Consider the following 26,758-nt stretch of genomic DNA (forward strand, 5'->3'; position numbering starts at 1 on the left):
TAACCTAATCTTATGGATATAAATCTCTTTTCCTATTTGCATTCTCAAAAGGGAATAAGTTATCTCAAAAGATTGAATGGCCTGGAGTATGTCAGGCCAGAAATCATGTGGGGTGCGACATCCAATGGTCGCAAGTTTACTCCACCGTGTGAAGTAACGAGTGCAAGGACTGCTTAAATGCTTGATAATTCTGTGATCCGTCTGGAAGTTCGTTCGGGTTCTGTTTCCGTTATTCCCGCGCAGAAATACCAAGTTTATGACAGCGTAACCGTCGTGGACGCAGCAGGCAGGCTTGGCGAGCAGCCCTATGTGGCGGTCCGGCAAGGCAATGACCTCGTGTTGCTTTATGCGGATGGCACCGAGGTCGTCCTTCAGGATTACTTCCTCGGAGATACACTCTTTTCGATGGATGGCCTTGGCGGCGTGATCGAACTCCCGGCCGACATGGCCCCGATCGGAACGGTCGATGGCAAAGCCCTTTACGCCTTTGGTGGCAGCCCTGATGCTGCGGGATCCATCCTGGCGAAGTCCTCGAGTTTTTCACCCCTTGAGCCTTTGCTGGCCGACGACACCCTCGGCGCGGCGTTGATTGGGGAGGGGAGTGTCGGCCTTGCATTGGCTGGACTTGGTGCCGGTGGTTTGGGTTTGGCGGCTATGGGAGGCGGTGGCGGAGCCGGGGCCTTCTTCGGGTCAGTTTCCAATGCTCTGACGATAATTTCAGGAACATTCGTGGCCGGTCCGGTAATCCCCGGCAACGGGCTTGTTGTCGACCTCTATGACAACACCGGTGCGCTTCTTCAGGCGGGCATTCCGTTGAACGAAGATGGATCGTTTTCGGTCACGTTGCAGGGCACGTTCCCCAACGTGATCGCGATCATGCGCGATCTCAACGAGAATCCCGATTACCGTGATGAAGCAACGGGCGCGGATACCGACCTGAACGCGACGCTCATGGGCCTTGGCGCGGGCGATCCGCAGCCCAACGGGACCACGAATGTTGCGCTCAACATCAACCCGGTAACCACTGTGGCCGCGCGTCTTGCCGGTGTTAGTGCCGAGGGCGAGATACCTGCCGAGGGCGTTTCTCCGGAAAAAATCACCGAAAGCATCCAACAGGTGCAGGAAACTTTCGGTCTTTCCGATATCAACGGCGTCGCGCCCAAAGATATCTTTGATGAAGACTTCGATGACACCGACGGTGATATCGACGATGGGGAGCAATACGGCCAGGTTCTGGCGATGCTGTCAGGCAAGGACAAGCTAAATCAAGGCGATCAGGGCGCCACGATCGAAGAGTTTGTTTCCGCCATCGAAGATGCTGGCGATGATACCGCCGCTGCACAATCCGCCGTGCGATCGGAATTGCTGGCTGGTGCCCGAGAGTTTGAATTCAACAACGAGGATGGAACGGAAACCGAGGCCGACCTGTTGCGCGCGCCCAGCTTGGGGGTGGAGCGTACGCCCGAAGTGGGTGAGGATGGACAGACCACTGAACCGGAATTTTCGGCTCTTCTCGAGGATTCCCTGAAAGGGACATCGACTGGCTCTGCGCCCAACGCCAATGCGGACACCATTGAGGGTTTCCAGACGCTTGTGGATACCGCTGATGCCATACAAGCGCTTGCGGCGCTGGATACGGGCGCGGAGATCCCACAGCATGCGCGGGATCAGCTGACCGAGGAAAACCTCACCGCTATGGGGCTCACTGGGCTGGCCGCGCCTTCGCCATACCTTGGCGAATTCCTCGAAGCCCTGCGTGACGCAGAGGCCGGTGGCGCCGATACCGTGGCTGAACTTCAGGCGCTATTGGATGATATAATCCAGGACATTTTGTCGCCTTCGCAGAATGTGACGCCGAATGACGACGGCACGCTGAGCGTGTCGGGCACGGGTGAGCCCGGCTCTACCGTAACGACCGTGTTCCCCGACGGGACCTCGGGCACGGCGGTTGTGGCCGATGACGGCAGCTATGGCCCGATCACGTCGGAGGGGCCGCAGACGACGGGTGAAGTGTCCGTGACCGCAACCGATGCGGCGGGCAACACCTCGGAGCCGTTGACCGAAGCCTATTCGGACACCACGGCGCCGCTTGCGCCGAGCCAGAATGTGACGCCGAATGACGATGGCACGCTGAGCGTGTCGGGCACGGGCGAGCCCGGCTCCACCGTGACGACGACCTTCCCGGATGGGACGACCGGCACGGCGGTTGTGGCCGATGACGGCACTTACGGCCCGATCACCTCGGAGGCGCCGCAGACGACGGGTGCGGTCTCGACGCGGCAGAGCGATGAGGCAGGCAACACGTCGCCCTTGACGACCGAGGCCTATACCGACACCACGGCTCCGACCGCCCCGACCATCGACACGGTGACGCCGAACGAGGATGGCACCTTGTCGGCCTCCGGCACGGGCGAGCCCGGCTCGACGGCGACGGTGCGCTTCCCTGACGGGACGATCGGCGCGGCTGTTGTCGGTCCGGATGGAACCTTTGGGCCGATCACCTCGTCTGCGCCGCAGACCTCTGGTGATGTGACGGCGACCCAGACCGATGGCGCGGGCAATGTCTCGCCCACAGCGACCGTGCCCTTCTCCGACGAGGTCGGCCCGCAGGCGCCGGTTCTTGGGGCCATCGAGCAGACCCTGGATGGGACGCTTTCGGTGTCCGGCACGGGTGAGCCCGGCGCCATCGCCACCGTGACCTTCCCCGATGGCAGCACGGGCACCACGACAGTTCGTCCTGATGGCTCTTTCGGCCCGGTGACCTCTGACGCACCGCAGACGGATGGTGCGGTGTCGGCCGTTCAGACGGATGAGGCGGGCAACCCGTCCGCGGCTGACACGGCTGAGTTTGACGACGCGCAGGCCCCGCTTGCGCCTAGCAACCTTGTCGCCACGGCCAATGAAGATGGCACGATCGATGTGAGCGGCACGGGCGAGCCCGGCTCTACCGCGACCGTGACCTTCCCCGATGGGACGACCGCCACCGCGCTGGTCGGCGAAGATGGCACTTTTGGCCCGGTGACCTCGGATGCGCCGCAGACGTCGGGGACCGTCTCGGCCACGCAGACCGACGAGGCGGGCAATACCTCTGCTCCTGTGGCGACGGAGGCCTATTTCGACGAGACGCCGCCGCTGCCGGTCAACCTGATCGTGACCCCGAATGACGACGGCACGATCGATGTGAGCGGCACGGGCGAGCCGGGCTCCACGGCGACCGTGATCTTCCCGGATGGCACGTCCGCAACCACGACGATCGGCGATGATGGCACGTTCGGCCCGGTGACCTCGGCTGCGCCGCAGACGACGGGTCCCGTCTCGGCCACGCAGACGGATGAGGCGAACAATGTCTCCGAGCCGTCGACAGAGGACTATGTGGACACGAACGAACCCCTGAACCCGACCGTCGGTGCAGTGACGCCGAATGACGACGGCACGCTGTCGATCTCCGGCACGGGCGAGCCGGGTGCGACCATGACCGTGTTTTTCCCCGACGGCACGACGGCCACCGCGCTGGTTGAGGCCGATGGCACCTATGGCCCGGTGACCTCTGACGCGCCGCAGACCTCGGGTGACGTGATCGTGAACCAGGTCGATGAGGCTGGCAACCAGTCGGATGACGTGGTCTCGCCCTATACGGACGAGACCGCGCCGCTTGAACCCTTCCTCGAGCCGGCGACGCAGAATGAGGACGGTACCTTGTCCGTTTCGGGCACAGGTGAGCCGGGATCGACCGTTCAGGTCACCTTCCCCGATGGCACCGTGGGCAGCGCGCTGGTCGATGATAGCGGCAATTTCGGCCCGGTGACCTCGGCCGCGCCACAGACCAGCGGCGAGGTATCCGCGACCCAGACCGACGAGGCCGGCAACACCTCCGATCCGGCGACCGAAGCCTATAGCGACACGACGGCACCCGAGGCGCCGAGCCAGGTGGTGACGGTGAATGACGATGGCACGCTGAGCGTGTCGGGCACGGGCGAGCCTGGCTCGACCGTGACGACCGAGTTCCCGGATGGAAGCACCGCCACGGCGCTCGTGGCGGCAGATGGCAGCTATGGCCCGATCACTTCGGAGGCGCCGCAGACGACGGGCGATGTGTCCGTGACCGCAACCGACGCGGCGGGCAACACCTCGGAGCCGTTGACCGAAGCCTATTCGGACACCACGGCGCCGCTTTCGCCCTCGCAGGATGTGACCACCAACGATGACGGCACGCTGAGCGTGTCGGGCACGGGCGAGCCCGGCTCCACCGTGACGACGACCTTCCCCGATGGAACGACCGGCACGGCGCTCGTGGCGGAGGACGGCAGCTATGGGCCGGTCACGTCGGAGGGGCCGCAGACGACTGGGACCGTGTCCTCGAGCCAGACCGATGAAGCGGGCAACACCTCTGATCTGCAGAGCGAGACGGTGACGGATGAAACCGCGCCGCTGGCGCCTGAGCAGACAGTGACCACGAATGACGATGGCACCTTGTCGGTCTCCGGCACGGGCGAGCCCGGCTCGACCGTGACGACCGTGTTCCCCGACGGGACCTCGGGTACGGCTGTTGTGAATGATGACGGCAGCTATGGTCCGATCACCTCGGAGGCGCCTCAGACGACGGGTGAAGTGTCCTCGACGCAGACAGACGAAGCGGGCAATACCTCTGATCCGCAGAGCGAGACGGTGACGGATGAGACGGCGCCGCTTGCGCCTGAGCAGACGGTGACGCCGAATGACGATGGCACCTTGTCTGTCTCCGGCACGGGTGAGCCCGGCTCGACCGTGACGACCGTGTTCCCCGACGGGACCTCCGGCACGGCGGTTGTGAATGATGACGGCAGCTATGGGCCGATCACGTCGGAGGGGCCGCAGACGACGGGTGAAGTGTCCTCGACGCAGACAGACGAAGCGGGCAACACCTCAGATCCGCAGAGCGAGACGGTGACGGATGAGACGGCGCCGCTGGCGCCTGAGCAGACGGTGACCACGAATGACGATGGCACCTTGTCGGTCTCCGGCACGGGTGAGCCCGGCTCCACCGTGACGACGACCTTCCCGGATGGGACCACCGGAACGGCGCTCGTGGCGGAGGACGGCAGCTATGGTCCGATCACCTCGGAAGCGCCGCAGACGACGGGCGATGTGTCCGTGACCGCAACCGATGCGGCGGGCAACACCTCGGAGCCGTTGACCGAAGCCTATTCGGACACCACGGCGCCGCTTGCGCCGAGCCAGGATGTGACGCCGAATGAAGACGGCACGCTGAGCGTGTCGGGCACGGGTGAGCCTGGCTCGACCGTGACGACGACCTTCCCGGATGGGACGACCGGCACGGCGGTTGTGGCCGATGACGGCACTTACGGCCCGATCACCTCGGAGGCGCCGCAGACGACGGGCGCGGTCTCGACGCGGCAGAGCGATGAGGCAGGCAACACGTCGCCTTTGACGACCGAGGCCTATACCGACACCACGGCTCCGACCGCCCCGACCATCGACACGGTGACGCCGAACGAGGATGGCACCTTGTCGGTCTCCGGCACGGGCGAGCCCGGCTCGACGGCGACGGTGCGTTTCCCCGACGGGACCATCGGCGCGGCTGTTGTCGGTCCGGATGGAACCTTTGGGCCGATCACCTCTTCGTCGCCGCAGACCTCTGGTGATGTGACGGCGACCCAGACCGATGGCGCGGGCAATGTCTCGCCCACAGCGACCGTGCCCTTCTCCGACGAGGTCGGCCCGCAGGCGTCGGTTCTTGGGGCCATCGAGCAGACCCTGGATGGGACGCTTTCGGTGTCCGGCACGGGTGAGCCCGGCGCCATCGCCACCGTGACCTTCCCCGATGGCAGCACGGGCACCACGACAGTTCGTCCTGATGGCTCTTTCGGCCCGGTGACCTCTGACGCACCGCAGACGGATGGTGCGGTGTCGGCCGTTCAGACGGATGAGGCGGGCAACCCGTCCGCGGCTGACACGGCTGAGTTTGACGACGCGCAGGCCCCGCTTGCGCCTAGCAACCTTGTCGCCACGGCCAATGAAGATGGCACGATCGATGTGAGCGGCACGGGCGAGCCCGGCTCTACCGCGACCGTGACCTTCCCCGATGGGACGACCGCCACCGTGCTGGTCGGCGAAGATGGCACGTTTGGCCCGGTAACCTCGGCTGTGCCGCAAACGTCGGGGACCGTCTCGGCCACGCAGACCGATGAGGCGGGCAATACCTCTGCTCCCGCGGCGACGGAGGCCTATTTCGACGAGACGCCGCCGCTGCCGGTCAACCTGATCGTGACCCCGAATGACGACGGCACGATCGATGTGAGCGGCACGGGCGAGCCGGGCTCCACGGCGACCGTGATCTTCCCGGATGGCACGTCCGCAACCACGACGATCGGCGATGATGGCGCGTTCGGCCCGGTGACCTCGGCTGCGCCGCAGACGACGGGTCCCGTCTCGGCCACGCAGACGGATGAGGCGAACAATGTCTCCGAGCCGTCGACAGAGGACTATGTGGACACGAACGAGCCGCTGAACCCGACCGTCGGTGCAGTCACGCCGAATGACGACGGCACGCTGTCGATCTCCGGCACGGGCGAGCCGGGTGCGACCATGACCGTGTTCTTCCCCGACGGCACGACGGCCACCGCGCTGGTTGAGGCCGATGGCACCTATGGCCCGGTGACCTCTGACGCGCCGCAGACCTCGGGTGACGTGATCGTGAACCAGGTCGATGAGGCTGGCAACCAGTCGGATGACGTGGTCTCGCCCTATACGGACGAGACCGCGCCGCTTGAACCAGTCATCGAGCCGGCGACGCAGAATGAGGACGGTACCTTGTCGGTGTCGGGCACCGGTGAGCCGGGATCGACCGTTCAGGTCACCTTCCCCGATGGCACCGTGGGCAGCGCGCTGGTCGATGACAGCGGCAATTTCGGCCCGGTGACCTCGGCCGCGCCACAGACCAGCGGCGAGGTATCCGCGACCCAGACCGACGAGGCGGGCAACACCTCCGATCCGGCGACCGAAGCCTATAGCGATACAACCGCACCCGAGGCGCCGAGCCAGGTGGTCACGCCGAACACCGATGGCACGCTGAGCGTGTCGGGCACGGGCGAGCCCGGCTCGACCGTGACGACCGAGTTCCCCGATGGAAGCACCGCCACGGCGCTCGTGGCGGCAGATGGCAGCTATGGCCCGATCACTTCGGAGGCGCCGCAGACGACGGGCGATGTGTCCGTGACCGCAACCGACGCGGCGGGCAACACCTCGGTGCCGTTGACCGAAGCCTATTCGGACACCACGGCGCCGCTTTCGCCCTCGCAGGATGTGACCACCAACGATGACGGCACGCTGAGCGTGTCGGGCACGGGCGAGCCCGGCTCCACCGTGACGACGACCTTCCCCGATGGAACGACCGGCACGGCGGTTGTGGCTGATGACGGCAGCTATGGCCCGATCACCTCGGAGGCGCCTCAGACGACGGGCGATGTGTCCGTGACCGCAACCGATGCGGCGGGCAACACCTCGGAGCCGTTGACCGAAGCCTATTCGGACACCACGGCGCCGCTTGCGCCGAGCCAGGATGTGACGCCGAATGAAGACGGCACGCTGAGCGTGTCGGGCACGGGTGAGCCTGGCTCGACCGTGACCACGACCTTCCCCGATGGAACGACCGGCACGGCGGTTGTGGCCGATGACGGCACTTACGGCCCGATCACCTCGGAGGCGCCGCAGATATCCAACGATGTTGTGACAACACAGACCGATCAGGCGAACAATACATCACAGCCTGCAGTCGATGAAACTGCGCCATTCGCACCTGATGTGACCAGTGCCAATGCGGACGGTCTGAGCGGGACGGCGGAGGCGAACAGCACGATCACGCTGCTGGACTCCAATGGCGCTCCGGTTCTGGATGCGAACGACGAGCCTGTGACGGCGACGGTTGGCGAAGATGGCACGTGGTCGATCCCTGCCGATGATTTCCCCGACGGGACGACGGAGGGCTTTACAGGCTCCGTGACGGCGACGGATGCGGCGGGCAACGAGAGCACGCCGACGGATGTTCAGGCGATTGATGGTACCCCGCCAACAATCACGATTTCGACCCCGATCGAAACTGATGGTGTCGTGAATGCTGCGGAGGATGCGGATGTCCTTGTCGTGGGCACGACGGATGCGGAGACCGGTCAGATTGTCACGGTGACCTTCACCGATAGCGCCAATGCGACGGTGACCGCGACGGCGACGGTGTCCGAAGGGAACTGGAGCCTGAACGGCAGCGGGGCGGATATCTCCGGCCTTGCCAATGGCGAGATCACGGTTACGGCGAACGTGTCGGATGTTGCGGGTAACGCGGCGACCGAGGCGAGTGCAACGGCGACCTTGGACAATACCCCGCCGACAATCACGATTACGACCCCGATCGAGGGCGATGATGTCGTGAATGCGGCGGAGGATGCGGATGTCGTCATCGCGGGCACGACGGATGCCGAGAATGGTCAGATTGTCACGGTGACCTTCACCGATAGTGCCTCTGCCACGGTGACCGCGGAGGCGACGGTGTCCGAAGGGGGCTGGAGCCTGAACGGAAGCGAGGCGGATATCTCCGACTTTGCCAACGGCGAGATCACGGTTACGGCGAACGTGTCGGATGCTGCGGGTAACGCGGCGACCGAGGCGCGTGCCACGGTGACATTGGACAATAGCGCGCCGACGATTGCGATTACGCCCGGGATCGCGGGTGATGATATCGTGAACGCTTCTGAGGACGAGGATGTTTTCGTTGCTGGCACGACGGATGCCGAGGATGGTCAGATTGTCACGGTGACCTTCACCGATAGCGCCAATGCGACGGTAACGGCGACGACGACGGTGTCCGAAGGGGGCTGGAGCCTGAACGCCAGCGGGGCGGATATCTCCGGCCTTGCGGAAGGTGAGATCACGGTTACGGCGAACGTGTCGGATGCCGCAGGTAATGCAGCGACTGAGGCGAGTGCGACGGCGACCTTGGACAATACTGTCGCCCTTCCCACCATCAATCCCGGCATCACCGATCAGGCCAATACGGTCAGCGGGACCGGGGAGTGTTGATTTCCGTTGAGAACTGACCCGGTATTTTCACCGAGAACTGACCCGCCTAAGTAGGTTTATCAACGGTCAGGTTTTGGTCAATGCGTGTGCCTCCTTTCGCTTTTTCTTGGCGGCTTCAGAGCTGGCTTTGAAGCGATAGCTGTCGTTGCCGGTCTCGAGGATGTGGCAGCGGTGTGTCAGGCGATCGAGGAGTGCGGTCGTCATCTTTGCATCGCCGAAGACCTGGGCCCATTCCGCGAAGCTGAGATTGGTTGTGATGATGACGCTGGTACGCTCGTAGAGCTTGCTGAGCAGGTGGAACAGCATCGCGCCACCGGACGCACTGAACGGCAGATAGCCGAGCTCGTCGAGGATGACCAAGTCGACCTTTGTCAGTAACTCCGCCATCTTCCCTGCCTTGCCGGCAGCCTTCTCTTGTTCAAGCGCGTTCACAAGCTCCACGGTTGAGAAGAAGCGGACCTTGCGCCGTTGATGCTCGATGGCGTGGACACCGATGGCCGTCGCGACATGGCTTTTTCCGGTGCCGGGTCCACCGATGAGCACCACGTTCTCGGCATTTTCCATGAACTCGCCGCGATGGAGTTGGCGGACAGTGGCCTCGTTGATGTCACTGGAGGCAAAGATGAAGCCCGCGAGATCTTTGTATGCCGGGAAGCGCGCAACCTTCATATGGTAGGCGATGGATCTCACCTCCCGTTCCGCCATCTCTGCCTTCAGTAGCTGTGACAGGATCGGTATTGCGGCCTCGAAGGCGGGGGCGCCCTGTGCGACGAGATCCTCGACGGCCTGCGCCATGCCATACAGCTTGAGGCTGCGCAGCATGATCACGATCGAGGCGCCTGCTGGATCATGACGCATGACGCTTCCCCTTGGGCTGTCTCAGACCGTCATATCGGTCGACATCTGCCTTGGGAGCTTTAGCCAGGACCAGTGCCTCCGGTGGATCTATCTCGGGATGATCGGTCTGTTTGCGATCCACCAATCTGTGAAGCAGGTTCAGGATATGTGTCTTGGTTGGCACGCCAGCTTCCAATGCCAAGTCCACGGCGCATAAGACGGCATCCTCGTCATGGTGGAGCACAAGCGACAGGATATCGACCATCTCGCGGTCTCCGCCTTCCTTGCGCAGCATGTGGTCTTGCAGGCGGCGGAAGGCTTCAGGCATCTCCGTGAACGGTGCGCCATTGCGCAGAGCGCCGGGCTTGCGCTGGATCACCGCGAGATAATGGCGCCAATCATAGACAACCCAGCCAGGTTTGCGATGTGATCGCTCGATGATGCGCGCGTGCGTACAAACCGTCTGGCCCTCGGCCACGAAGACCAACCGATCTGGGTAGACATGCAGGCTGACACGACGGTTCGCGAAGCTAGCTGGCACGCTGTACCGGTTGCGCTCAAAGGTGACCAGGCATGTTGGTGAGACGCGTTTGCTGTGCTCGACGAACCCATCAAAAGCGGGCGGGAGCGTCATGAGCGTCGGCTTCTCAGCCTCCCAGGCATCTGCGATTGAGCCGGGCAATGTCTGATGCGCCGTCTCTGCCCATAGGGCGATGCAGCGGTCCTCCAGCCACTGGTTCAGCTCGTCCAGCGTGTCGAAGACCGGTATCACCTGCCACAGACGGGTCCGAGCATCCCGGACGCTCTTCTCGATCTGGCCCTTCTCCCAACCGGCCGCAGGATTGCAGAACTCGGGCTCAAACACGTAATGGCTGGCCATGGCCTGGAAGCGCGCATTGATGTCGCGCTGCTTGCCTTTGCCAACACGATCCACTGCCGTCTTCATGTTGTCGTAGATCCCCCGGCCAGGCACGCCGCCAAAGACGCGGAAAGCGTGCCAATGAGCGTCGAACAACATCTCATGGGTTTGCAGAAGATAGGCCCGCACCACGAAAGCGCGGCTGTGCGATAACTTCGTATGCGCGACTTGCAGCTTGACGCGTTCGCCGCCAATGGTGGCCCAGTCTTCGCTCCAATCGAACTGGAAAGCTTCTCCGGGCTGGAAAATCAGCGGCACATATGTACCGCGCCCCGTCGTCTGCTCAGCAATGTGCCGATCTGCGCGCCAGGCACGGGCAAACGCGGCAACGCGCCCGTAGGACCCGTCGTAGCCGAGCTTCACCAAATCTTCATGCATCTGCTTGAGGCTGCGGCGCTCTTTGCGCGGCTTGCGCGTCTGCGACAACAGCCACGCCGATAGCCGATCCGCATAAGGATCCAGTTTGCTGGACCGGGGCGGTGTCTTGAACTTCGGTTCCACTGCGCCCTCGCGCAGGTACTTCTTGATGGTATTGCGAGAAAGGCCCGTGCGTCTGGCGATCTCTCGAATGGGCATCTTGTCTCGCAAGGCCCAACGTCGGATGACACTCAAAAATCCCATGTCGATCACTCCATATCTCCCTGACAAATCCGTCAGGTAAAGGTGTTCACATGGGTCAGTTCTCAGTGAAAATTTACTTACCTACCGGGTCAGTTCTCAACGGAAATCAACACGGGGAGCCCGGAGCGACGGTTTCGGTGTCGATCATGTCGGAGGGGGTAAGTGAAGCGGTTGGCTCGGCGGTTGTCTGGACAGATGGCACATGGAGCTTTGTTGCCGACACCCCGATTGCGGATGGGGCGACGCTGCATGCAGTGCAGCAAGATGCGGCGGGTAACTTGAGTATGCAAGCGTCACAGGTCACCTTCACCGATACGGATGGAGATGGCACGTCGAATGCGGACAGTGCCGACGATGACGGGGACGGGATCTCGGACACCGATGAAGCGGCAACGGAATCGGAGTCGGTCATCACCTATCCCGCGCAAACCGTGGCTTCGAACATGAGCATAGGGTCACCGACCCCGGGCTATAGCAGCGGCACGACGACCGACAATTCCTCGGGAAGCCTGATCGACATCACGGCGGTTGCCCTCGGTGAGAGCGGGACCGGCACGACCACGTCAGCGCTTGGCACGGGGACAATCTCGCGCTTCAACTACAAGGCAAATGTTGTCGAGGGCGAGACGGTCGAGGACCTGACCATCGGGATCGCTATCGGATCTTTCGATGACGGCCTTTATGTCGAGATCGACGGCACTGTGATCGTGGATTTTAGTGGTAGAGACTACCAAGGCCTCGATCTGAGTTTTTACGATACCTTCGACTATGATGCCGATAGCAACCCTAATACTGGAAACTTCGGTTTTGATTGGGCGCCGTTTAATGGCGAGGGCAATCCAGAGCTTGTTATCGACTTGGCAGCCGGAACCGTTCAGCTTTTGGTTGATAATACGGACGGCGGAAGATCGGATATTTTTGGTGTTAGTGGGTTCGACGCACTTCCGAACCCCGTACCGACGGTGGATGCGACCAGTGCCAATGGTGTGACGATCGGAACAGGTTTCCGGAACGCGAACATCAATAATGGCGATGGCGGGTCGATCAGTGATCAGACCATCACCGTGACCGGACGATTTGCCGGTGCCGATGATGTCGATGGTGATGTCGTGGCCGGTACGAGCGTGTTGATCGAGAACTGGGTCGATATCGACAGCGACAACGATCGGGTCTGGGACAAGTATGAGCTCACCACCGATAGTGATGGCGATGGTGTGTCTGATTACCGCGATCCAGATAGCGACAATGACGGCACGTTTGACGGTGTGCAGGCCAGCCTGAACCAGGCACAGGTCAACGCCCTTGTCGCGGGCGCTATGTATGCGGACCAGTTCATCGTACTGACCGATGCCGTCACGATGGACTTAACGGCAATCGGGAATACCGCCTTCAGCAATGTCGAGTATATCGACATCAATGATGGCGCGAACGCCCAGACGGTGACAATCGATGCCGACACGCTGACCGCGATGACCGATACCGACAATGAGCTGATCATCGTCGGTGACAGTAACGATACGGTCAATGCGATAGGGTTTGTCGATACGGGCAAGGACCAGTCGATCCAAGGGCAGAGGTTCAACATCTACGAGTCCAATGACGCCACTCTGCTTATCCGAGATGGAATTAACGTCTCGCTGACCGAGGATGGCCCCATCTCTCGCCCGGACACGCCGACCCTTGACGCCAGCATCACCGATCAGGCCAATACGGTCAGCGGGACCGGCGATGCGGGGGCAACCGTGACGGTGTCCGAAGGCGACATCGTGATCGGCAGCGCCGTTGTCTGGACGGACGGCATGTGGTCTTTCGTGACGGATAGCCCGATTGCGGATGGTGCAGAGCTGACGGTGACGCAATCCTTGGATGGCTTTACGAGTTCTGCATCGACGGTGACCACTTTCACCGATACGGATGGGGACGGCACGGCGAATTCGGTCGTCGACGACGCTGACGGGGATCTTGTCACCGATACTGTCGAGGATGATCCTTTCCTCAATTCAACGGGCGGGTCCGGAACAGAAGACCTGCGCTTCGTTCAGTGGGGGGCGGATTTCGACAATGGCGTGCAGGTGGGTGACAGCCAAACCATGCTGTTGCCGGATGGATCGGTCGTGACGTTTGAGGTCACGGGTGTGACGGGTGCCACGGGAGATTTGCTGCCCTCGTCGACGGCAACATGGAATGGCGCGACGCTCGATGATCTTTATCTGGTGCCCAATGGCGCGCTAAACGGACCCATCAGCACATCAGGTGTTGTGGGCACCGAGAGCATAATTTTCTCAATCTCTGGTCTTGACTCCTTAGGAAATAGTTTCAACCCAACGGTATTCTGGGCTGAGGCTGAGACCAGTGGCACTCAAGAGTATGTCGAAGCGACGACCAATGGTGGTGCTTGGACGCTTGTGGAACAACTCGGTAGGCCGGATATCACGGGTGCTAACACATCGACGGTCAGAATCGTCGATTCATTCAATGAAGCGGCCATCTACAGCTCGAGCGGTGCCACCCAGGTAACTGTGACGTTGCAATCAAACGGTGGTGGACAGGGCTTCTCGCTTGGTGTGGTCGCCGATCCGAACTTCGATTATCAAGATCTTGACCAGGATGGTATCGCCAACAGCCTTGATATCGATACCGACGGCGATCGACTCTGGGACAAGTATGAGACGGGCAGCGATGCCAACGGGATTCCGAATTACCGTGATGCCGACAGTGACAACAACGGTACAGAAGATGGTGTTGAGGAAAGCCTGACAGCGGCGGAAATCACTGGTTTGACCAGTGGCTCTGACACGTATGATGAAGGCTACATCCTGCTGAGCGAGGATGTGACACTGGACTTCACGCAGATCGACGATGCCAGGTTCACAGCGGATGTCGAATATATCGACATGAATGATGGCAATCGGCAGGTCGTGGAGTTGAATGAAAGCGAGGTCATCGCGCTGACGGATGCCGATAATGAACTCATCATCGTCGGTGACGACAGCGATGTCGTCAATGCGACCGGGTTCGTGGACACGGGCAAGGACCAGTCGATCCAGGGGCAGAGCTTCAGCATCTTTGAGGCCAATGGCGCCACGTTGTTCATCGATGACGAGATCACCAACATCGTCACGACTTGATATGAAACTGCAGGGCGGCCCATCTACCGGGGGCCGCCCTTCGCCATTTCGCGTCTCGTTGGTTGAACGCTCGGCGTGTCGGCAAAGTGACACGGTCCAGAACTGTGGAATAACTGATGGCTTTTGACGAAAGGTCGGTTATTTTTTCCTACAACCATCGCATGGCACGACCGTTGTGAACCATGCGAGGCGTGAGGCGGGTAAAATGGTAACAAGTTCGACGGCGTCCGGTCCTCCGTTCCGGTTTTGCGGACAAAGCGGTTCAGGGGTATGTCGCGTTGCATGTGCTGCGCTGACTGCCGTTTGCCTTTTGGCGGGCTGTGTCCCGCAAGATGGCGGGTCAGCCCTGTTGGCCGACCCGGCTCATACTGGACAAGCCCCCTCTGCGACAGACGATCCGGGTGATGCCTCGCTGACGACACCATATGTGCTGAGTGGCGCATATCTCGAAGATTGGCAGCCGGCATTGCGCAATGAAACGGCAATCGCCGAGGTCGCGCTTGAGGCCAACCGGATGTCGATTGACCGGTCGCCGACCCTGTTTTTGCTGCGCGCTGCCGAGGCCGAGAGTGCCGCCGAGAAGGCGGCCTGGTTCCCCCGCATACGGCCCACGGCCTCGTTGGGGGTGGGATCGACGGGACCGGGCATTGGTATTTCCGTCACGCAGATGATCTATGATTTCAGCCAGACCCGGACCCGCCGGGAAAAGGCCGAGATTTTGCGCGCCATGACCGAGATCCAGTTCTGGCAGGAGCGAAACGAGGATGTGCGCGACGCGCTGCTGTCCTATGTCGATGCGGTCGAGGCGAACGAGATCGTTGCTGCGCGCCAGGACCTTGAGCAAAGGCTGATGGAATTGGCCATGCAAGAGGCCGACCGTGTGCAATCCGGTGTGACGGGGCAGGGCGACACCCTGTTTCTGGATGTCAGCCGACAGGAAAACCGACGCGACATGATCCGGCAACGCGCCAGGTTGACCGATGCGCGCGCCCGTCTCTTGCGTGACGCGGGGGTCCGGTTGGATCAGGCGCCGCAGTTGCGGTTTGCGGCTTTGTCGGGGTCATGTCAGGCACCGCAAAAGCGCGATCATGCGCCCGATCTGATGCGGGCGCGGCTGGCGGTCGAGCTGGCCATGATGTCCGAGCAGGAAGCGCGGAAAACCTTTTTCCGCGTGTCGTGGCGGCAGCCGATCTGACGACTGGGACCGATGGGTCACCTGAGGATAACGCCCGGATTGCGTTCGAGGGCGGCTCTATTGCTGGTGGCGGGGCACGCCTGCGGATCGAGGCGGAAAGACAGAAAACTTTGGCGGCAGAACGTGGGTTCACGACCGCGCGTCATGACCTTGCGCGCGAATTGGAGCGTTTGGAGATCGACACGCACGCCTTGCGCAACACGCTGCGGGAATATGGCGAGCTCGTGCAGACCACCGAGCGGAGCTTGGCGCTGTTCAAGGATCGGTTTCTGGCCGGCGCGGCATCCGTCTCGGAGGCGGTGCGACTTGAGGTGGAGCGTAATGCCAACCTTGTCGCGATTGCCGAAACGCGCGGTGCGATAGAGCGCAACTGCGTCGAGGCCGCGCGTCTTTACGGGGCTCTGTCGGCGGCCGATATCGATCTGGAATGAACATGTTTTGGAAGCGCAAGCGACGGGATGCGAAGACGCTGGCTAAAGGGCAGTCCAGCCGGATTTCCACAGCGACCGATCTGGATCAGGTCAGCTATTCCGGCCTTGACCGATCCGCCGCCAGCTACCTGTCGCATCTGGGCCAGCCTGTCACGGTCGATCGTCTGTGGACCGGATTGCCGAGTGCCGCCGGTGGGATGGATATGGCCTTGCTGGCGCGCGCCTTGGGAAATGTGGGTTACGAGATGTCGCATCACGCGTCGGTGGGCCTGTCGCGTATCGAGACCCCGTGCCTTCTGCGCCTGACCGATGGGCATTATGTTCTGGTCATCGGACGCGAAGCTGATGGTCAGTATTTCGTGGCGGCGGATCCTGCCTGCGATGCCAAGGTTTTGGTTGCCCAAGAGCTTTTTGCGGAAAAGTACACTGGTGAAACTCTGTCCTTTTTTCCGCGTCTTGATTCCTTGGCCGAGCGCCATGTCGGACAGCGCCCCAACAAGCATTGGTTCTGGCGGCATTTTGAACCGATGCGTGGCCGGGTATTCGATGTCGTGTTGTCCTCGGCCTTCGCCAACCTGCTGGCCGTTGCGGTATCGCTGTTTGCCCTGCAGGTCTATGACAGGGTCGTGCCCAACCAGAACGAAGCGACGCTCTGGGTTCTGGCCAGCGGTGCCGCGCTTGCCATCGGTTTGGAATTCATGCTGAGGATCTCAAGGGCGCGTCTGATCGACAGCGCCGGCCGCGAGATTGAAATTGCCGTGAATCGCGATCTATTCGAGCGGTTGATCAATATGCGTCTGGACGCGCGCCCCATGCCTCCGGGCTCTTTGGTCAACACCATGCGCGAATTCGCCTCCGTGAAAGAGTTCTTTGCGGTCTCTGCCGTCGGCGTCGTTACCGATTTGCCTTTTGTGCTGATCTTTTTGTTGGTGATCTACGCCATCGCCGGTCCGCTTGTGGTGATCGTCGCATTGGGCGCTTTGGTCATGATTATCGCAGGTTTGATTTTCCAATATCGTATTCATGCTCTTTCGCGTGACATGCTTGGTGGAGCAACCGCTGCGCTGCGGCTGTTGACCGAAACCGCTTACGGGCTTGAAACCTTGCGGAGCCACCGCTTTGCGCCCTTGTTTCAGCGCAATTGGGAAGAGGTGACGACGCTCAACGCTCTTCAAAGCTCACGGCATCGACGCCTTTCGGCAGGTCTTTCCTTTCTATCATCCTCACTTCAGATGCTCACCTATGTCGCTGCAATCACGGGTGGGGTTTATCTGTTCTTTGCAGATGCTCTGTCTGTTGGCGGCATCATCGCGGTGTCCATTCTGACAAGTCGAACCCTTGCTCCGATTGTGCAATTGTCTGGGATTCTCTCACGTTGGAAATACACGACAGCAGCGCTCGAGGCGCTGGAGGCGATCGCTGAGGCGCCGCAGGATCGTGACGCCGCACGAAGCTATATTCGTAGGACGCATATTGCAGGCGACCTGCGGTTGCGCGATATCCGCAGCGCCTATCCGGGCGTAAAGGATGTCCAGCTCGTCATCCCCGATCTCAAGCTGAAGCCGGGCGCGCGCGTTGCAGTCCTGGGTGAGAACGGGTCGGGGAAATCTCTGCTTTTGCGGATATTGGCAGGGCTTTATGTGCCCAATCAGGGCAGCTATCTCGTTGATGGCCTTGAGGCGCAGCAGATCGATCCTGATGACCTCCGAAAGGCGGTCGGATACCTCCCGCAGGAGCCGCGCCTGTTCAAGGGCACCTTGCGCGAGAATCTATCGATGGGGGCTTCGCAAGTCAGTGATGCCCGACTGTTCGAGGCCTTGGACTTCGCTGGCTTGGGCAAGTTGGTCGCGTCGACCACCCGAGGACTCGATCTTGAGATTCATGATGGCGGCGAGGGCCTTTCGGTGGGGCAGAGAGCCGCTGTTGGGTTGGCCCGATTGCATCTTCAGAATCCCTCGATCGTGCTTCTGGATGAACCAACCGCCGCCATGGACAGCCGTAGCGAAGTCACATTCGTTGCACGCTTCAAGGAATGGCTGGCCGAGCGCAGCGCGATCATCTGCACGCACCGCATGGCTTTGATGGATGCGGTTGATGAGGTGATCGTCTTGTCAGATGGTCGCATGCTGGCACATGGGCCAAGAGAGGAAATTCTTGCAAAATTCACGCGCGTCGGCGTTGGCGCACAAAGCCCTAAAGTGCCCGAACCGCGGGTCGCTCTATGAAGTCGTTGGGCGTTATAGACGCGACTGCACCTTCGGTCGCTCGGTCCCGGAGTGTCATATATATCGTCATCGGGGTAATACTGGCTTTTCTGCTCTGGAGTTATTACGCGCCGCTCAATGCCGTTGTTCGGGGCACAGGCCGGGTCGAACCGCGCGATGCCACGCAGAGCATCCAGAATCTCGAAGGTGGGATTGTCCAGTCTATCCTTGTTCGCGAAGTCGACTTGGTGACTGCAGGGCAGCTTTTGGCACAGATGGACGACACCGCCTACAGAAGCGCCTATGATGAACTTCTGGGTCGTGAAGCACTGCTCGAAATGCAGATCCTGCGCCTTCAGGCGGAAGCCAATCCCGAACAGTCGGGTGCCCTTGCCATCCCCGAACGCCTTGCTGAACGCGCGCCTCAGGCGGCCCTAACCGAGCAGAGTCTGTTCATTGCCCGCATGGATCAATATCGTGAAACGCTTGGTGTTCTATCTCGGATAAAGGAGTCGCGCGATGCAGAGCTGCTTTTGCTCGAGCCTCTTGTCGAACGGGGAGCCATTCCTGAAACCGATCTCATCCGAGTGCAGCAATCTGTTCTGATGGTCGCACAGGAAATAACCGAGCATCGAACAGGCGTTGAAGCCGCGCGGATGCAAGCGCTTTCCGAGCAGCAGGCTGAACTAGCCCAGATCCGTCAACAGTTGCGCGTCCGGGCTGCCCAAGTGGAGCGGGCTGAACTTCGGGCGCCGATGGATGGGATCGTCAATCGCGTTGTGGTCCGTACGGCCGGCGGCGTGATCGCCCCGGGTGGTCCGATCCTCGAAATCATTCCGCTCGACGATGCGTTGGTGGTTGCGGGTCGGATCAAACCGCAGGACATCGGACCGGTATTTGTCGGTATGGGGGCAAGCGTCAAATTGACGGCCTTTGATTATCGAGACTATGGCAGTCTGGCCGGCGCAGTGGTTCATCTGAGCGCAGACACAGTGACCGATCCGGAAACCAACGATCCCGAACCCTATTACGAAATCGTGGTCGAACTGGACAGTCAGACCCTGACCGGTCCCAAGGGCGAGGTCTTCATCCGCCCGGGCATGCTGGCCACAGTCGAGTTGGACGCAGGGCAAAATACCGTCTTCCACTATCTGTTCAATCCGATCCTGCGCGCGAGCGAGGCGTTTTCCGAACCTGACTGAAAGTGGTGTGGGTTTGGGGGCTTCCCGTCGAACAGGGCACTGCGTCAGTGGCCGGTTTGTCGAGCGCTCAACTTTTTTGCACAAAGCGTGTTCACAGGCTTTGTCGGGCGCCTGCCGGAAGTCTTGGTACATGCATGGTCGTGATTTGGAATTGTGGTGATACGGCTGCCATCACCTTGGCGCGCTGCGGAAGACCGACAGATCCCTTAATTTATTGGAGGCGAGTACCGGAATCGAACCGGTGTACACGGATTTGCAATCCGCTGCGTCACCACTCCGCCAACTCGCCATCCAAGTGGTTGAGATCGGTTATCCGATCATTGCACTCTGTGCAAGACCTGCCGAACAACTTGGCCAGCAGCAATTGCGTTGCCGGCTATCAGCGTATATGCGAAAAGCAGGTCGTCATTTCATAGCACAAGAGCCCGGTCGATGACAGATTACGCAGCCCGCCGCACCGTCATGGTCGATACACAAGTCCGACCATCCGACGTGACGAAGTTTCCCATCATTGACGCCATGCTTGACGTGCCGCGCGAGGCCTTCGTGCCGCGCCACCTGCGCGAGGCTGCCTATATGGGTGAAAACATCGATCTGGGTGGCGGTAGGGTGATCCTGGAACCGCGCACCTTGTCCAAGCTTTTGGATTCTCTCGATATCCGGTCCAGTGAGCTGGTTCTGGATGTGGGCAGCGCCCTTGGATATTCCGCAGCTGTCATTGCCCGGATGGCCGAAGCGGTTGTCGCTGTCGAGGAAGATCGTGACATGGCCAATGAAGCGCAGGGTCTCTTGTCCGAACACGGCGCCGACAACGTTATCGTTCATCATGGGCCTCTGGCAGAAGGGGCGCCGGAGCATGGGCCCTATGATGTCATCGTCGTTGAAGGCGGGGTTGGTGATCTTCCGCAAACCCTGATCGAGCAGGTCAAGCAGGGTGGGCGCATTGCATGTCTGTTCATGGAGGGCGCTTTGGGTGCGGTGCGCATCGGGTACAAGATTGATGGAGACATATCATGGCGCTATGCCTTCAACGCCGGTGCCCCTGTTCTGCCCGGGTTCGAACGGTACAAGGTTTTTACGTTTTGATCCTTGCCAAAGTTGGGGCATGAAGTTGGAGAGCAAATTGAAAAGAATTTTGACAAGACGTTTTCTTGGTCCCGTGCTTGCAGCGGCACTGGCGGGAACAGCGCCTGTTGCGGCAAACGCGGAAAACCTGGCCGACACGTTGGCGGATGCCTACCGCAACAGCGGTCTACTGGAACAGAATCGCGCTTTGCTGAGGGCCGCTGACGAAGATGTCGCAGTCACCGTGTCGCGTCTGCGACCGATCCTGAACTGGTCTGCGAATATCACTCGCAACTTTGGCCGCAACCGCACCGGGAATGGCAGCACGTCTATCGATTCCACGGATGCCGGCATCGGTGTGACCGCACAGCTTCTGCTGTATGATTTTGGGCGCACCGGCCTTCAGGTCGACGCGGCCAAGGAAACCGTTTTGTCCACGCGCGAGACCCTGCGCAGCATCGAGCAGCAGGTTCTTTTGCGCGCTGTCGTGGCGTTCATGAATGTGCGCCGGAACAGCGAATTCGTCTCGCTACGCCAAAACAACCTGCGACTTCTGGAAGAAGAACTTCGCGCGGCGCAGGACCGTTTCGAGGTGGGTGAAGTGACCCGTACGGATGTGGCCCAGGCCGAGTCGCGGCTGGCGTCGGCGCAAAGCGGACTGGCTTCGGCGCAAGGCAATCTGGCCCGTGCGATCGAGGAATTCACAAGTGCGGTCGGGCGCCAGCCGGGCCCGCTTCGGACGCCGCAATCGCTTCCTAGCCTCGCGGGTGGCGTTGATGCGTCCAAAACGGTGGCGCTGCGGAATCATCCCGATATTCTCAAGGCGCAGCATGATGTTGCCGCGGCGGAACTGGCCATCAAGGCGGCCGATGCCGCAACCCGCCCAAGGGTGAACCTGAACGCAAGGGCCGGAGTCGAGGATGAGTGGAGCGGTGGTGATTATGTCCGGTCTGGCAGTATTGGCGTCGAGATCACAGGCCCGATTTATCAAGGCGGTCAGCTGAGCGCCCTTGAGCGGCAGGCCGTGGCGCGCCGTGATGCAGTGCGCGGCGGGTTGCTTCTGGCGCAACTGGCCGTTCAGCAGGAGGTCGGCAATGCCTATGCTGATCTGCGCGCCGCCCGGGCCAGCCGCGAAGCCAGCCAGGAAGCCGTTCGCGCGGCAACCGTGGCCTTCCGCGGTGTCCGGGAAGAGGCACAGCTGGGCGCACGGACCACATTGGACGTTCTGGATGCCGAACAGGCGCTTCTGGACGCGCGCACCAACCTGATATCGGCGGAAATCGATGTCTATATCGCGGCTTATGCGATCTTGTCGTCGATCGGGCAGTTGACGGCAAGAGACCTCAATCTTGCGGTGCAGACCTATGATCCGGCGGCCTATTACAACCTGGTCAAGACGGCTCCGACCGAGCTCAGCCCTCAGGGCCGGCAGCTTGATCGGGTGCTGCGGTCCTTGGGGAAAGAGTAAAAAGCGTCCTATTCTGTTGTGTGACCATGCCGGCAAGGGTAAACTCGGGCGAGGCAAGAGTGGTGCAGAATTATGTCAGATCCCGTCAGTAACGCGGAAATTGAGGACGTGCTGTCTTCTATCCGGCGGTTGGTTTCCAACGGCGACCGAGACAAAACCCATGTTTTGCCGGCTGCAAAGACGGAATCGGCTGACAAGCTGGTTCTGACGCCAGCGCTTCGCGTGGACGCGTCTGAGGATGATGGCGACAGGGAATCGCATCAGGCCGAGAACGACTCGGATCTTTCCGCGATCAGTGACAGTTTCGAATTTCATCATGTTCCGCGAGACGACGAGGCTGCAACCGGCGATCATCCCCAAGATGCCCTTCTGCTGAAAGAGGGCGACGAGGTTCAAGCCGAAGAGGCCGCGACATCGGAAATGTCGGATGCTGAAACCACGTCCGAGACTATGTCCGAACCCGAGCATCATGACAGCGCGGAGACGTCCGATGATCCTGTGTCGCAGGAACATTCGTCTGACAATGATGAGCCGGATGCCGAGCATCACGCGGGCGACCAGTCGCCTGAGCCTGAGACCCAGAACCACGAAGACGCCTCCAAGAAGGTTGTCCTTGGAGATCGGATCGCGGAGGTCGAAGACGCAGTCGCAGCGCGCGAAGACGAGTGGGAGCCTGACGGAGAAACCGACGATCCCTATTCCGGTTCAGAAGTCACTCCCATGGCGTGGGAGGATTACGGTCCCGAACCCGAACATAATGAGAGCGCGCCCGTCATGAGAGGTCCGTCCCTCGTGTATGCGAGCTCTGACACGAGATCAGCGGGTGCCGACGATCGATCGGCCTCTGAAGGTAATGACGACGCGGCGTTATCCGATAGCGCGAACGACCCGGAGGATGGATCCGCAAAGACTCGCGAGAACGAAGCCGGGCTTTGGTCGGATGAGGGTGAAGCGATCATCGATGAAGACACGCTGCGCGATATGGTCAGCGAGATTGTGCGCCAGGAACTTCAGGGTGCCTTGGGCGAAAGAATAACGCGCAATGTCCGCAAACTGGTCCGGCGCGAAATTCACCGCGCTCTGACCAGCCAGGAATTCGACTAGGGCGCGGGTTCTTCAGCCAGACTGAGCAGCATGTCGAGATCAAGATGTGTCTCGACATGCCGAGCCAAGTTATCAAGCGTCTGATCCACACTGTCCGAATAGTCCAAGCCCGTCTGGACGCCGAAATCCTTCAGGAACGCGGCACGGAATTTGTCCGATGCGAACAGACCGTGCAGATAACAGCCGCGCACGCGCCCTGAAGGCGATGCAGCGCCCTCGTCAAGCGGACCCACTCCGAGCCACGCGCGCGCGCAATCCGGGCCGGTCGTCTCACCCAGATGGATTTCATAGCCCGAAACCGCATCTCCGGTCGGAAGATAGACAGCCTCGGTCAAAGCGAGCCGTTTTTCCGGTTTCATGACCGTGACCACATCCAGATGCCCCAAGCCCGGCACCGAGCCCGGCGTACCTTCGATGCCGTCGGGATCGTTGATTTCGTGGCCAAGCATCTGGTAGCCGCCACAAATCCCCAGAACATGGCCTCCGCGCCGGATATGGGCCGTGAGGTCGATATCCCAGCCCTGCGCCCGGAAATGCGCAAGATCGGCAATCGTGGACTTGCTTCCGGGGATCAGCACCAGATCGGCATCGCCGGGTAGGGGTGTTCCGGCTTCGATGATTTCGACGCTGACATTAGGTTCGGACGACAAGGGATCAAGATCGTCGAAATTCGCGATCCGGTTCAGGCGGGGAACGACCAGTTTGAAGGCACCGCCGCGTGTTGAGCGGATATCCATAACGTCCTCGGCGGGCAGGCGCCATGCGTCGGCAAACCAAGGCAGCACACCAAGCGATGGCCAGCCGGTGCGTTTCGTGATTTCGACCAACCCCTCGTCGAACAGGCTGACGTCGCCACGGAACTTGTTGATCGCATAGGCCTTGATTCGTGCGGCATCTTCAGGCGGCAGGATATATTGCGTGCCGACCACCTGAGCGATCACACCGCCCCGGTCTATGTCGCCGATCAGGACCACCGGCACCCCGGCGGCTTCGGCAAAGCCCATATTGGCGATATCTCCGGCACGCAGGTTGATCTCGGCGGGGCTGCCCGCGCCCTCGATCAACACGAGATCGACCCCGGCACAGAGCCTGCGAAAGCTGTCGAGTGCGGGGGCCAGAAGCTGCGGTTTTGCCTTGGCATAGTCGCGCGCCCGCAATGTGGCAAAGCGTTTTCCCTGCACGATGACCTGTGCCCCGGTGTCGGTCTCAGGTTTCAGAAGAACGGGGTTCATGTCGGTATGGGGCGCGCGGCGGGCGGCCAGCGCCTGCAGGGCCTGTGCGCGTCCGATCTCGCCGCCATCCTCGGTCACGGCGGCATTGTTCGACATGTTCTGCGGCTTGAAGGGTGCCACCGATAGGCCACGGTTCACGAAGGCGCGCGCCAGTCCCGCGACAAGCATGGACTTGCCCACGTTCGATCCTGCGCCCTGAATCATGATGGACCGTGTCATGACGATGCCTCCTGTCGCCGGTCAGAGCGTGATACAAACAGGCGCCGCACAAGGAAAGCCGTTCCGGCGGCTGCCCGAGAAATTCGGTGTCTCGAAAAGAAAAAGCCCCGCCGCGTTGGGCAGGGCCATTTCGCAGGAATCTGCAATTGCGTCAGGCGGCTTCGGCCTGAGCGGCGGCATTCCGACGTTCACTTTCCTCACGTGAGAGGGCGACCGAGGTGCGCACACCCTTGCCCACAAATTCCATCAGACCCTGAACCACACGTTCATTGGGGTCGATGCCCGCACAGGACAGCACTTCGCGCCCATCACGAGACCGAGCCCACCGAGCGATCTGCTCGGGGCCATTGCCATATTTTTTGTCATCTGCGATGGCGTCATCCAGCGCAGCCAATACAACGGCAGCAAATAGTTTACGGGCACGGTTGCCCTGTTCGGCATTGAAGGCCGTGCCGTCAACGAAATCCGTCATGGTTCGTCCTTGATGTTATTGCTCTTGTCTTTCCGGCGTGGCGATGGTTATGGCGAAGTTTGAACGATTCGGATAGAGCACAAATGCATAGCATGTATGCTCTGGGTGCATATCGTTCCGATGCTCCATACGATATATCGTCGTCTTGCCAGTCATCCCCTCCCCAGATATAGGGATGGTGAACCCCCCATCAACCTTATGTCACGGTTTTGCCCAATGCCAAAGATCAATGGAAACGAGATCAGACCAGGCAATGTCCTGGAACACAACGGCGGTCTGTGGACCGCAGTGAAAGTCGATCACGTAAAGCCCGGAAAAGGCGGAGCTTTTGCTCAGGTCGAGATGAGGAACCTGCGCAATGGTTCCAAGTTGAATGAACGGTTTCGCAGCGCCGACAAGGTCGAGCGCGTCCGTCTGGAACAAAAAGACCAGCAGTTTCTTTATGAAATGGACGGCAACCTTGTGTTCATGGACACCGAAACATTCGAGCAGATCGAGCTTCCTGCTGACATCTTGGGTGAGCGCCGCGCTTTCCTTCAGGACGGCATGACCGTGTTGATCGAGTATCACGACAACGAAGCGCTTAACGCTACGTTACCCCAGAAAGTCATCTGCAAGGTGGTCGAGACCGAGCCTGTGGTGAAGGGGCAGACCGCGGCCAATAGCTTCAAGCCGGCGATTCTCGACAATGGCGTCAAGGTGATGGTGCCGCCCTTTGTCGGACCTGACGAGGATATCGTCGTCAACACTGAGACCATCGAATATTCCGAACGCGCCTAAGCTCTATCGGCAGATGCCAATATGGTCCGGCAAAGGCTGATGTCCTTGCCGGGCTTTTTCTTGTCACCCTGCCGGATATGTGACCGTGGCACTTTCGGCCTGCATCTGGCCTGAGGCGCGGTCGAACCGCAGATAGGCGATGCCCTTGCCGCCCGATTGGGTGAACAATGTGCCCGCCGGCTTTTCGGATGATGTGATCTGTGTCCCGACGGGCGCTGTGCCATGGACCTCAACCGTTGCCAGCCCTTTGCGTAACTCTGTCTTGTGCTTCATGCGAGCGGTCACTTCCTGCCCGACATAGCAACCTTTCTTGAAATCCACGCCGTTGAGACGCTCGAACCCTGCCTCCAGAATGAAGGTGTCGGCCGACAGCTCGATGCCGGTTTCCGGGATGCAATGGGCCACGCGAATGGCCTCCCAGTCGGTGCCGTCATCCCCGCCTTCTGCCCCATAAAGACGCCAACCCAGATCGGGGTGGCGCGGATCGGCAAGCGCGCCGTCCGGGGCAGGGCCGGTTCCGCGCTTCACCTGCAACTCGCTTTGCGTGATCGTCACATCAGCCCTCAATTTGTACATCGAAAGCCGCTGCATCAGCTGTGCCGACAGACTTTCATCAACGTCCAGAAGAATCGTCTCCCCATGCCCAGCAAGAAAGAAGTCCGCGATATACTTGCCCTGAGGCGTCAGCATCGCCGCATAGACAAGACCGTGATCCAGTTTGCGCATTTCGTTGGTCACTAGGCCTTGCAGGAAGTCCTGCGCCTCGGATCCGGTGATTTCCAGAATCGTGCGTGTCATTGCCACTCCCGTCA

At 60.7% G+C, this 26,758-nt stretch carries 15 protein-coding genes and 1 tRNA gene; 10 read left to right on the forward strand and 6 right to left on the reverse strand.

Annotated features, from left to right (window positions below):
• The first annotated feature begins 177 nt into the window (after nucleotides 1–177).
• Nucleotides 178–9,069, forward strand: a complete 8,892-nt coding sequence (locus tag RAZWK3B_RS16255; protein ID WP_157132288.1) for a beta strand repeat-containing protein — start codon at nucleotides 178–180, stop codon at nucleotides 9,067–9,069.
• Nucleotides 9,070–9,135: 66 nt separating this feature from the next.
• Here the strand turns inward: RAZWK3B_RS16255 and istB are convergent, their stop codons facing one another.
• Nucleotides 9,136–9,927, reverse strand: a complete 792-nt coding sequence (gene istB, locus RAZWK3B_RS16260; RefSeq protein ID WP_007817051.1) for an IS21-like element helper ATPase IstB — start codon at nucleotides 9,925–9,927, stop codon at nucleotides 9,136–9,138.
• Nucleotides 9,917–11,446, reverse strand: a complete 1,530-nt coding sequence (istA, locus tag RAZWK3B_RS16265; RefSeq protein WP_050774262.1) for an IS21 family transposase — start codon at nucleotides 11,444–11,446, stop codon at nucleotides 9,917–9,919. The genes istB and istA overlap by 11 nt, the downstream gene beginning before the upstream one ends.
• Before the next feature lie 50 nt (nucleotides 11,447–11,496).
• Between istA and RAZWK3B_RS16270 the strand changes: the two genes are divergently transcribed.
• The 5 genes from RAZWK3B_RS16270 (at nucleotide 11,497) to RAZWK3B_RS16290 (ending at nucleotide 19,606) form a co-directional block, all read left to right on the forward strand.
• Nucleotides 11,497–14,574 (forward strand): Ig-like domain-containing protein, encoded by a 3,078-nt coding sequence (locus RAZWK3B_RS16270; protein WP_157132289.1) that lies wholly within the window; start codon nucleotides 11,497–11,499, stop codon nucleotides 14,572–14,574.
• A 349-nt stretch (nucleotides 14,575–14,923) separates the two neighbouring features.
• On the forward strand, nucleotides 14,924–15,769 hold the full coding sequence (locus RAZWK3B_RS16275) for a TolC family protein (protein ID WP_157132290.1): 846 nt from the start codon (nucleotides 14,924–14,926) through the stop codon (nucleotides 15,767–15,769).
• A gap of 110 nt (nucleotides 15,770–15,879) precedes the next feature.
• A complete protein-coding gene (locus RAZWK3B_RS16280) occupies nucleotides 15,880–16,200 on the forward strand; it encodes a hypothetical protein (RefSeq protein WP_232279552.1) in 321 nt (106 codons plus the stop codon).
• 203 nt (nucleotides 16,201–16,403) lie between these two features.
• Nucleotides 16,404–18,425 carry an ATP-binding cassette domain-containing protein gene (locus RAZWK3B_RS16285; protein ID WP_198133302.1) on the forward strand — a complete coding sequence of 674 codons (2,022 nt, stop codon included), beginning with the start codon at nucleotides 16,404–16,406 and terminating at the stop codon, nucleotides 18,423–18,425.
• The gene (locus tag RAZWK3B_RS16290; RefSeq protein WP_083799218.1) at nucleotides 18,422–19,606 is read left to right on the forward strand and encodes a beta-barrel domain-containing protein; all 1,185 of its coding nucleotides are present in this window, start codon (nucleotides 18,422–18,424) and stop codon (nucleotides 19,604–19,606) included. The genes RAZWK3B_RS16285 and RAZWK3B_RS16290 overlap by 4 nt, the downstream gene beginning before the upstream one ends.
• A gap of 215 nt (nucleotides 19,607–19,821) precedes the next feature.
• On the opposite strand, the gene RAZWK3B_RS16295 is transcribed toward RAZWK3B_RS16290, so the two are convergent.
• A tRNA-Cys gene (locus RAZWK3B_RS16295) sits at nucleotides 19,822–19,895 on the reverse strand.
• Nucleotides 19,896–20,038: 143 nt separating this feature from the next.
• On the opposite strand from RAZWK3B_RS16295, the gene RAZWK3B_RS16300 reads away from it, so the two are divergent.
• The 3 genes from RAZWK3B_RS16300 to RAZWK3B_RS21725 all read left to right on the forward strand — a co-directional run bounded on the left by RAZWK3B_RS16300 (nucleotide 20,039) and on the right by RAZWK3B_RS21725 (nucleotide 23,243).
• Complete coding sequence (locus RAZWK3B_RS16300; RefSeq protein ID WP_007817063.1) at nucleotides 20,039–20,692, forward strand: protein-L-isoaspartate O-methyltransferase family protein; 654 nt, start codon at nucleotides 20,039–20,041, stop codon at nucleotides 20,690–20,692.
• Between the two features lie 19 nt (nucleotides 20,693–20,711).
• Entirely contained in the window at nucleotides 20,712–22,139 is a 1,428-nt protein-coding gene (locus RAZWK3B_RS16305) for a TolC family outer membrane protein (RefSeq protein ID WP_050774259.1), read from the forward strand.
• A 222-nt stretch (nucleotides 22,140–22,361) separates the two neighbouring features.
• Nucleotides 22,362–23,243: a hypothetical protein gene (locus tag RAZWK3B_RS21725; protein WP_232279554.1), complete on the forward strand. Its 882-nt coding sequence runs from the start codon at nucleotides 22,362–22,364 to the stop codon at nucleotides 23,241–23,243.
• Here RAZWK3B_RS21725 and RAZWK3B_RS16315 read toward each other — a convergent pair.
• Nucleotides 23,240–24,694, reverse strand: coding sequence for a cobyric acid synthase (locus RAZWK3B_RS16315; protein ID WP_007817069.1), 1,455 nt, complete (start codon nucleotides 24,692–24,694; stop codon nucleotides 23,240–23,242). The genes RAZWK3B_RS21725 and RAZWK3B_RS16315 overlap by 4 nt on opposite strands.
• A 151-nt stretch (nucleotides 24,695–24,845) precedes the next feature.
• A complete protein-coding gene (locus RAZWK3B_RS16320; RefSeq protein ID WP_007817071.1) occupies nucleotides 24,846–25,166 on the reverse strand; it encodes a DUF6280 family protein in 321 nt (106 codons plus the stop codon).
• Between the two features lie 216 nt (nucleotides 25,167–25,382).
• Between RAZWK3B_RS16320 and efp the strand changes: the two genes are divergently transcribed.
• A complete protein-coding gene (gene efp, locus RAZWK3B_RS16325; protein ID WP_007817074.1) occupies nucleotides 25,383–25,946 on the forward strand; it encodes an elongation factor P in 564 nt (187 codons plus the stop codon).
• Nucleotides 25,947–26,009: 63 nt separating this feature from the next.
• Here the strand turns inward: efp and ygfZ are convergent, their stop codons facing one another.
• Nucleotides 26,010–26,744 (reverse strand): CAF17-like 4Fe-4S cluster assembly/insertion protein YgfZ, encoded by a 735-nt coding sequence (gene ygfZ / locus RAZWK3B_RS16330; RefSeq protein ID WP_007817076.1) that lies wholly within the window; start codon nucleotides 26,742–26,744, stop codon nucleotides 26,010–26,012.
• Nucleotides 26,745–26,758: the final 14 nt, after the last annotated feature.

Source organism: Roseobacter sp. AzwK-3b (genome assembly GCF_000170875.1).
GTDB lineage: Bacteria > Pseudomonadota > Alphaproteobacteria > Rhodobacterales > Rhodobacteraceae > Roseovarius > Roseovarius litoreus.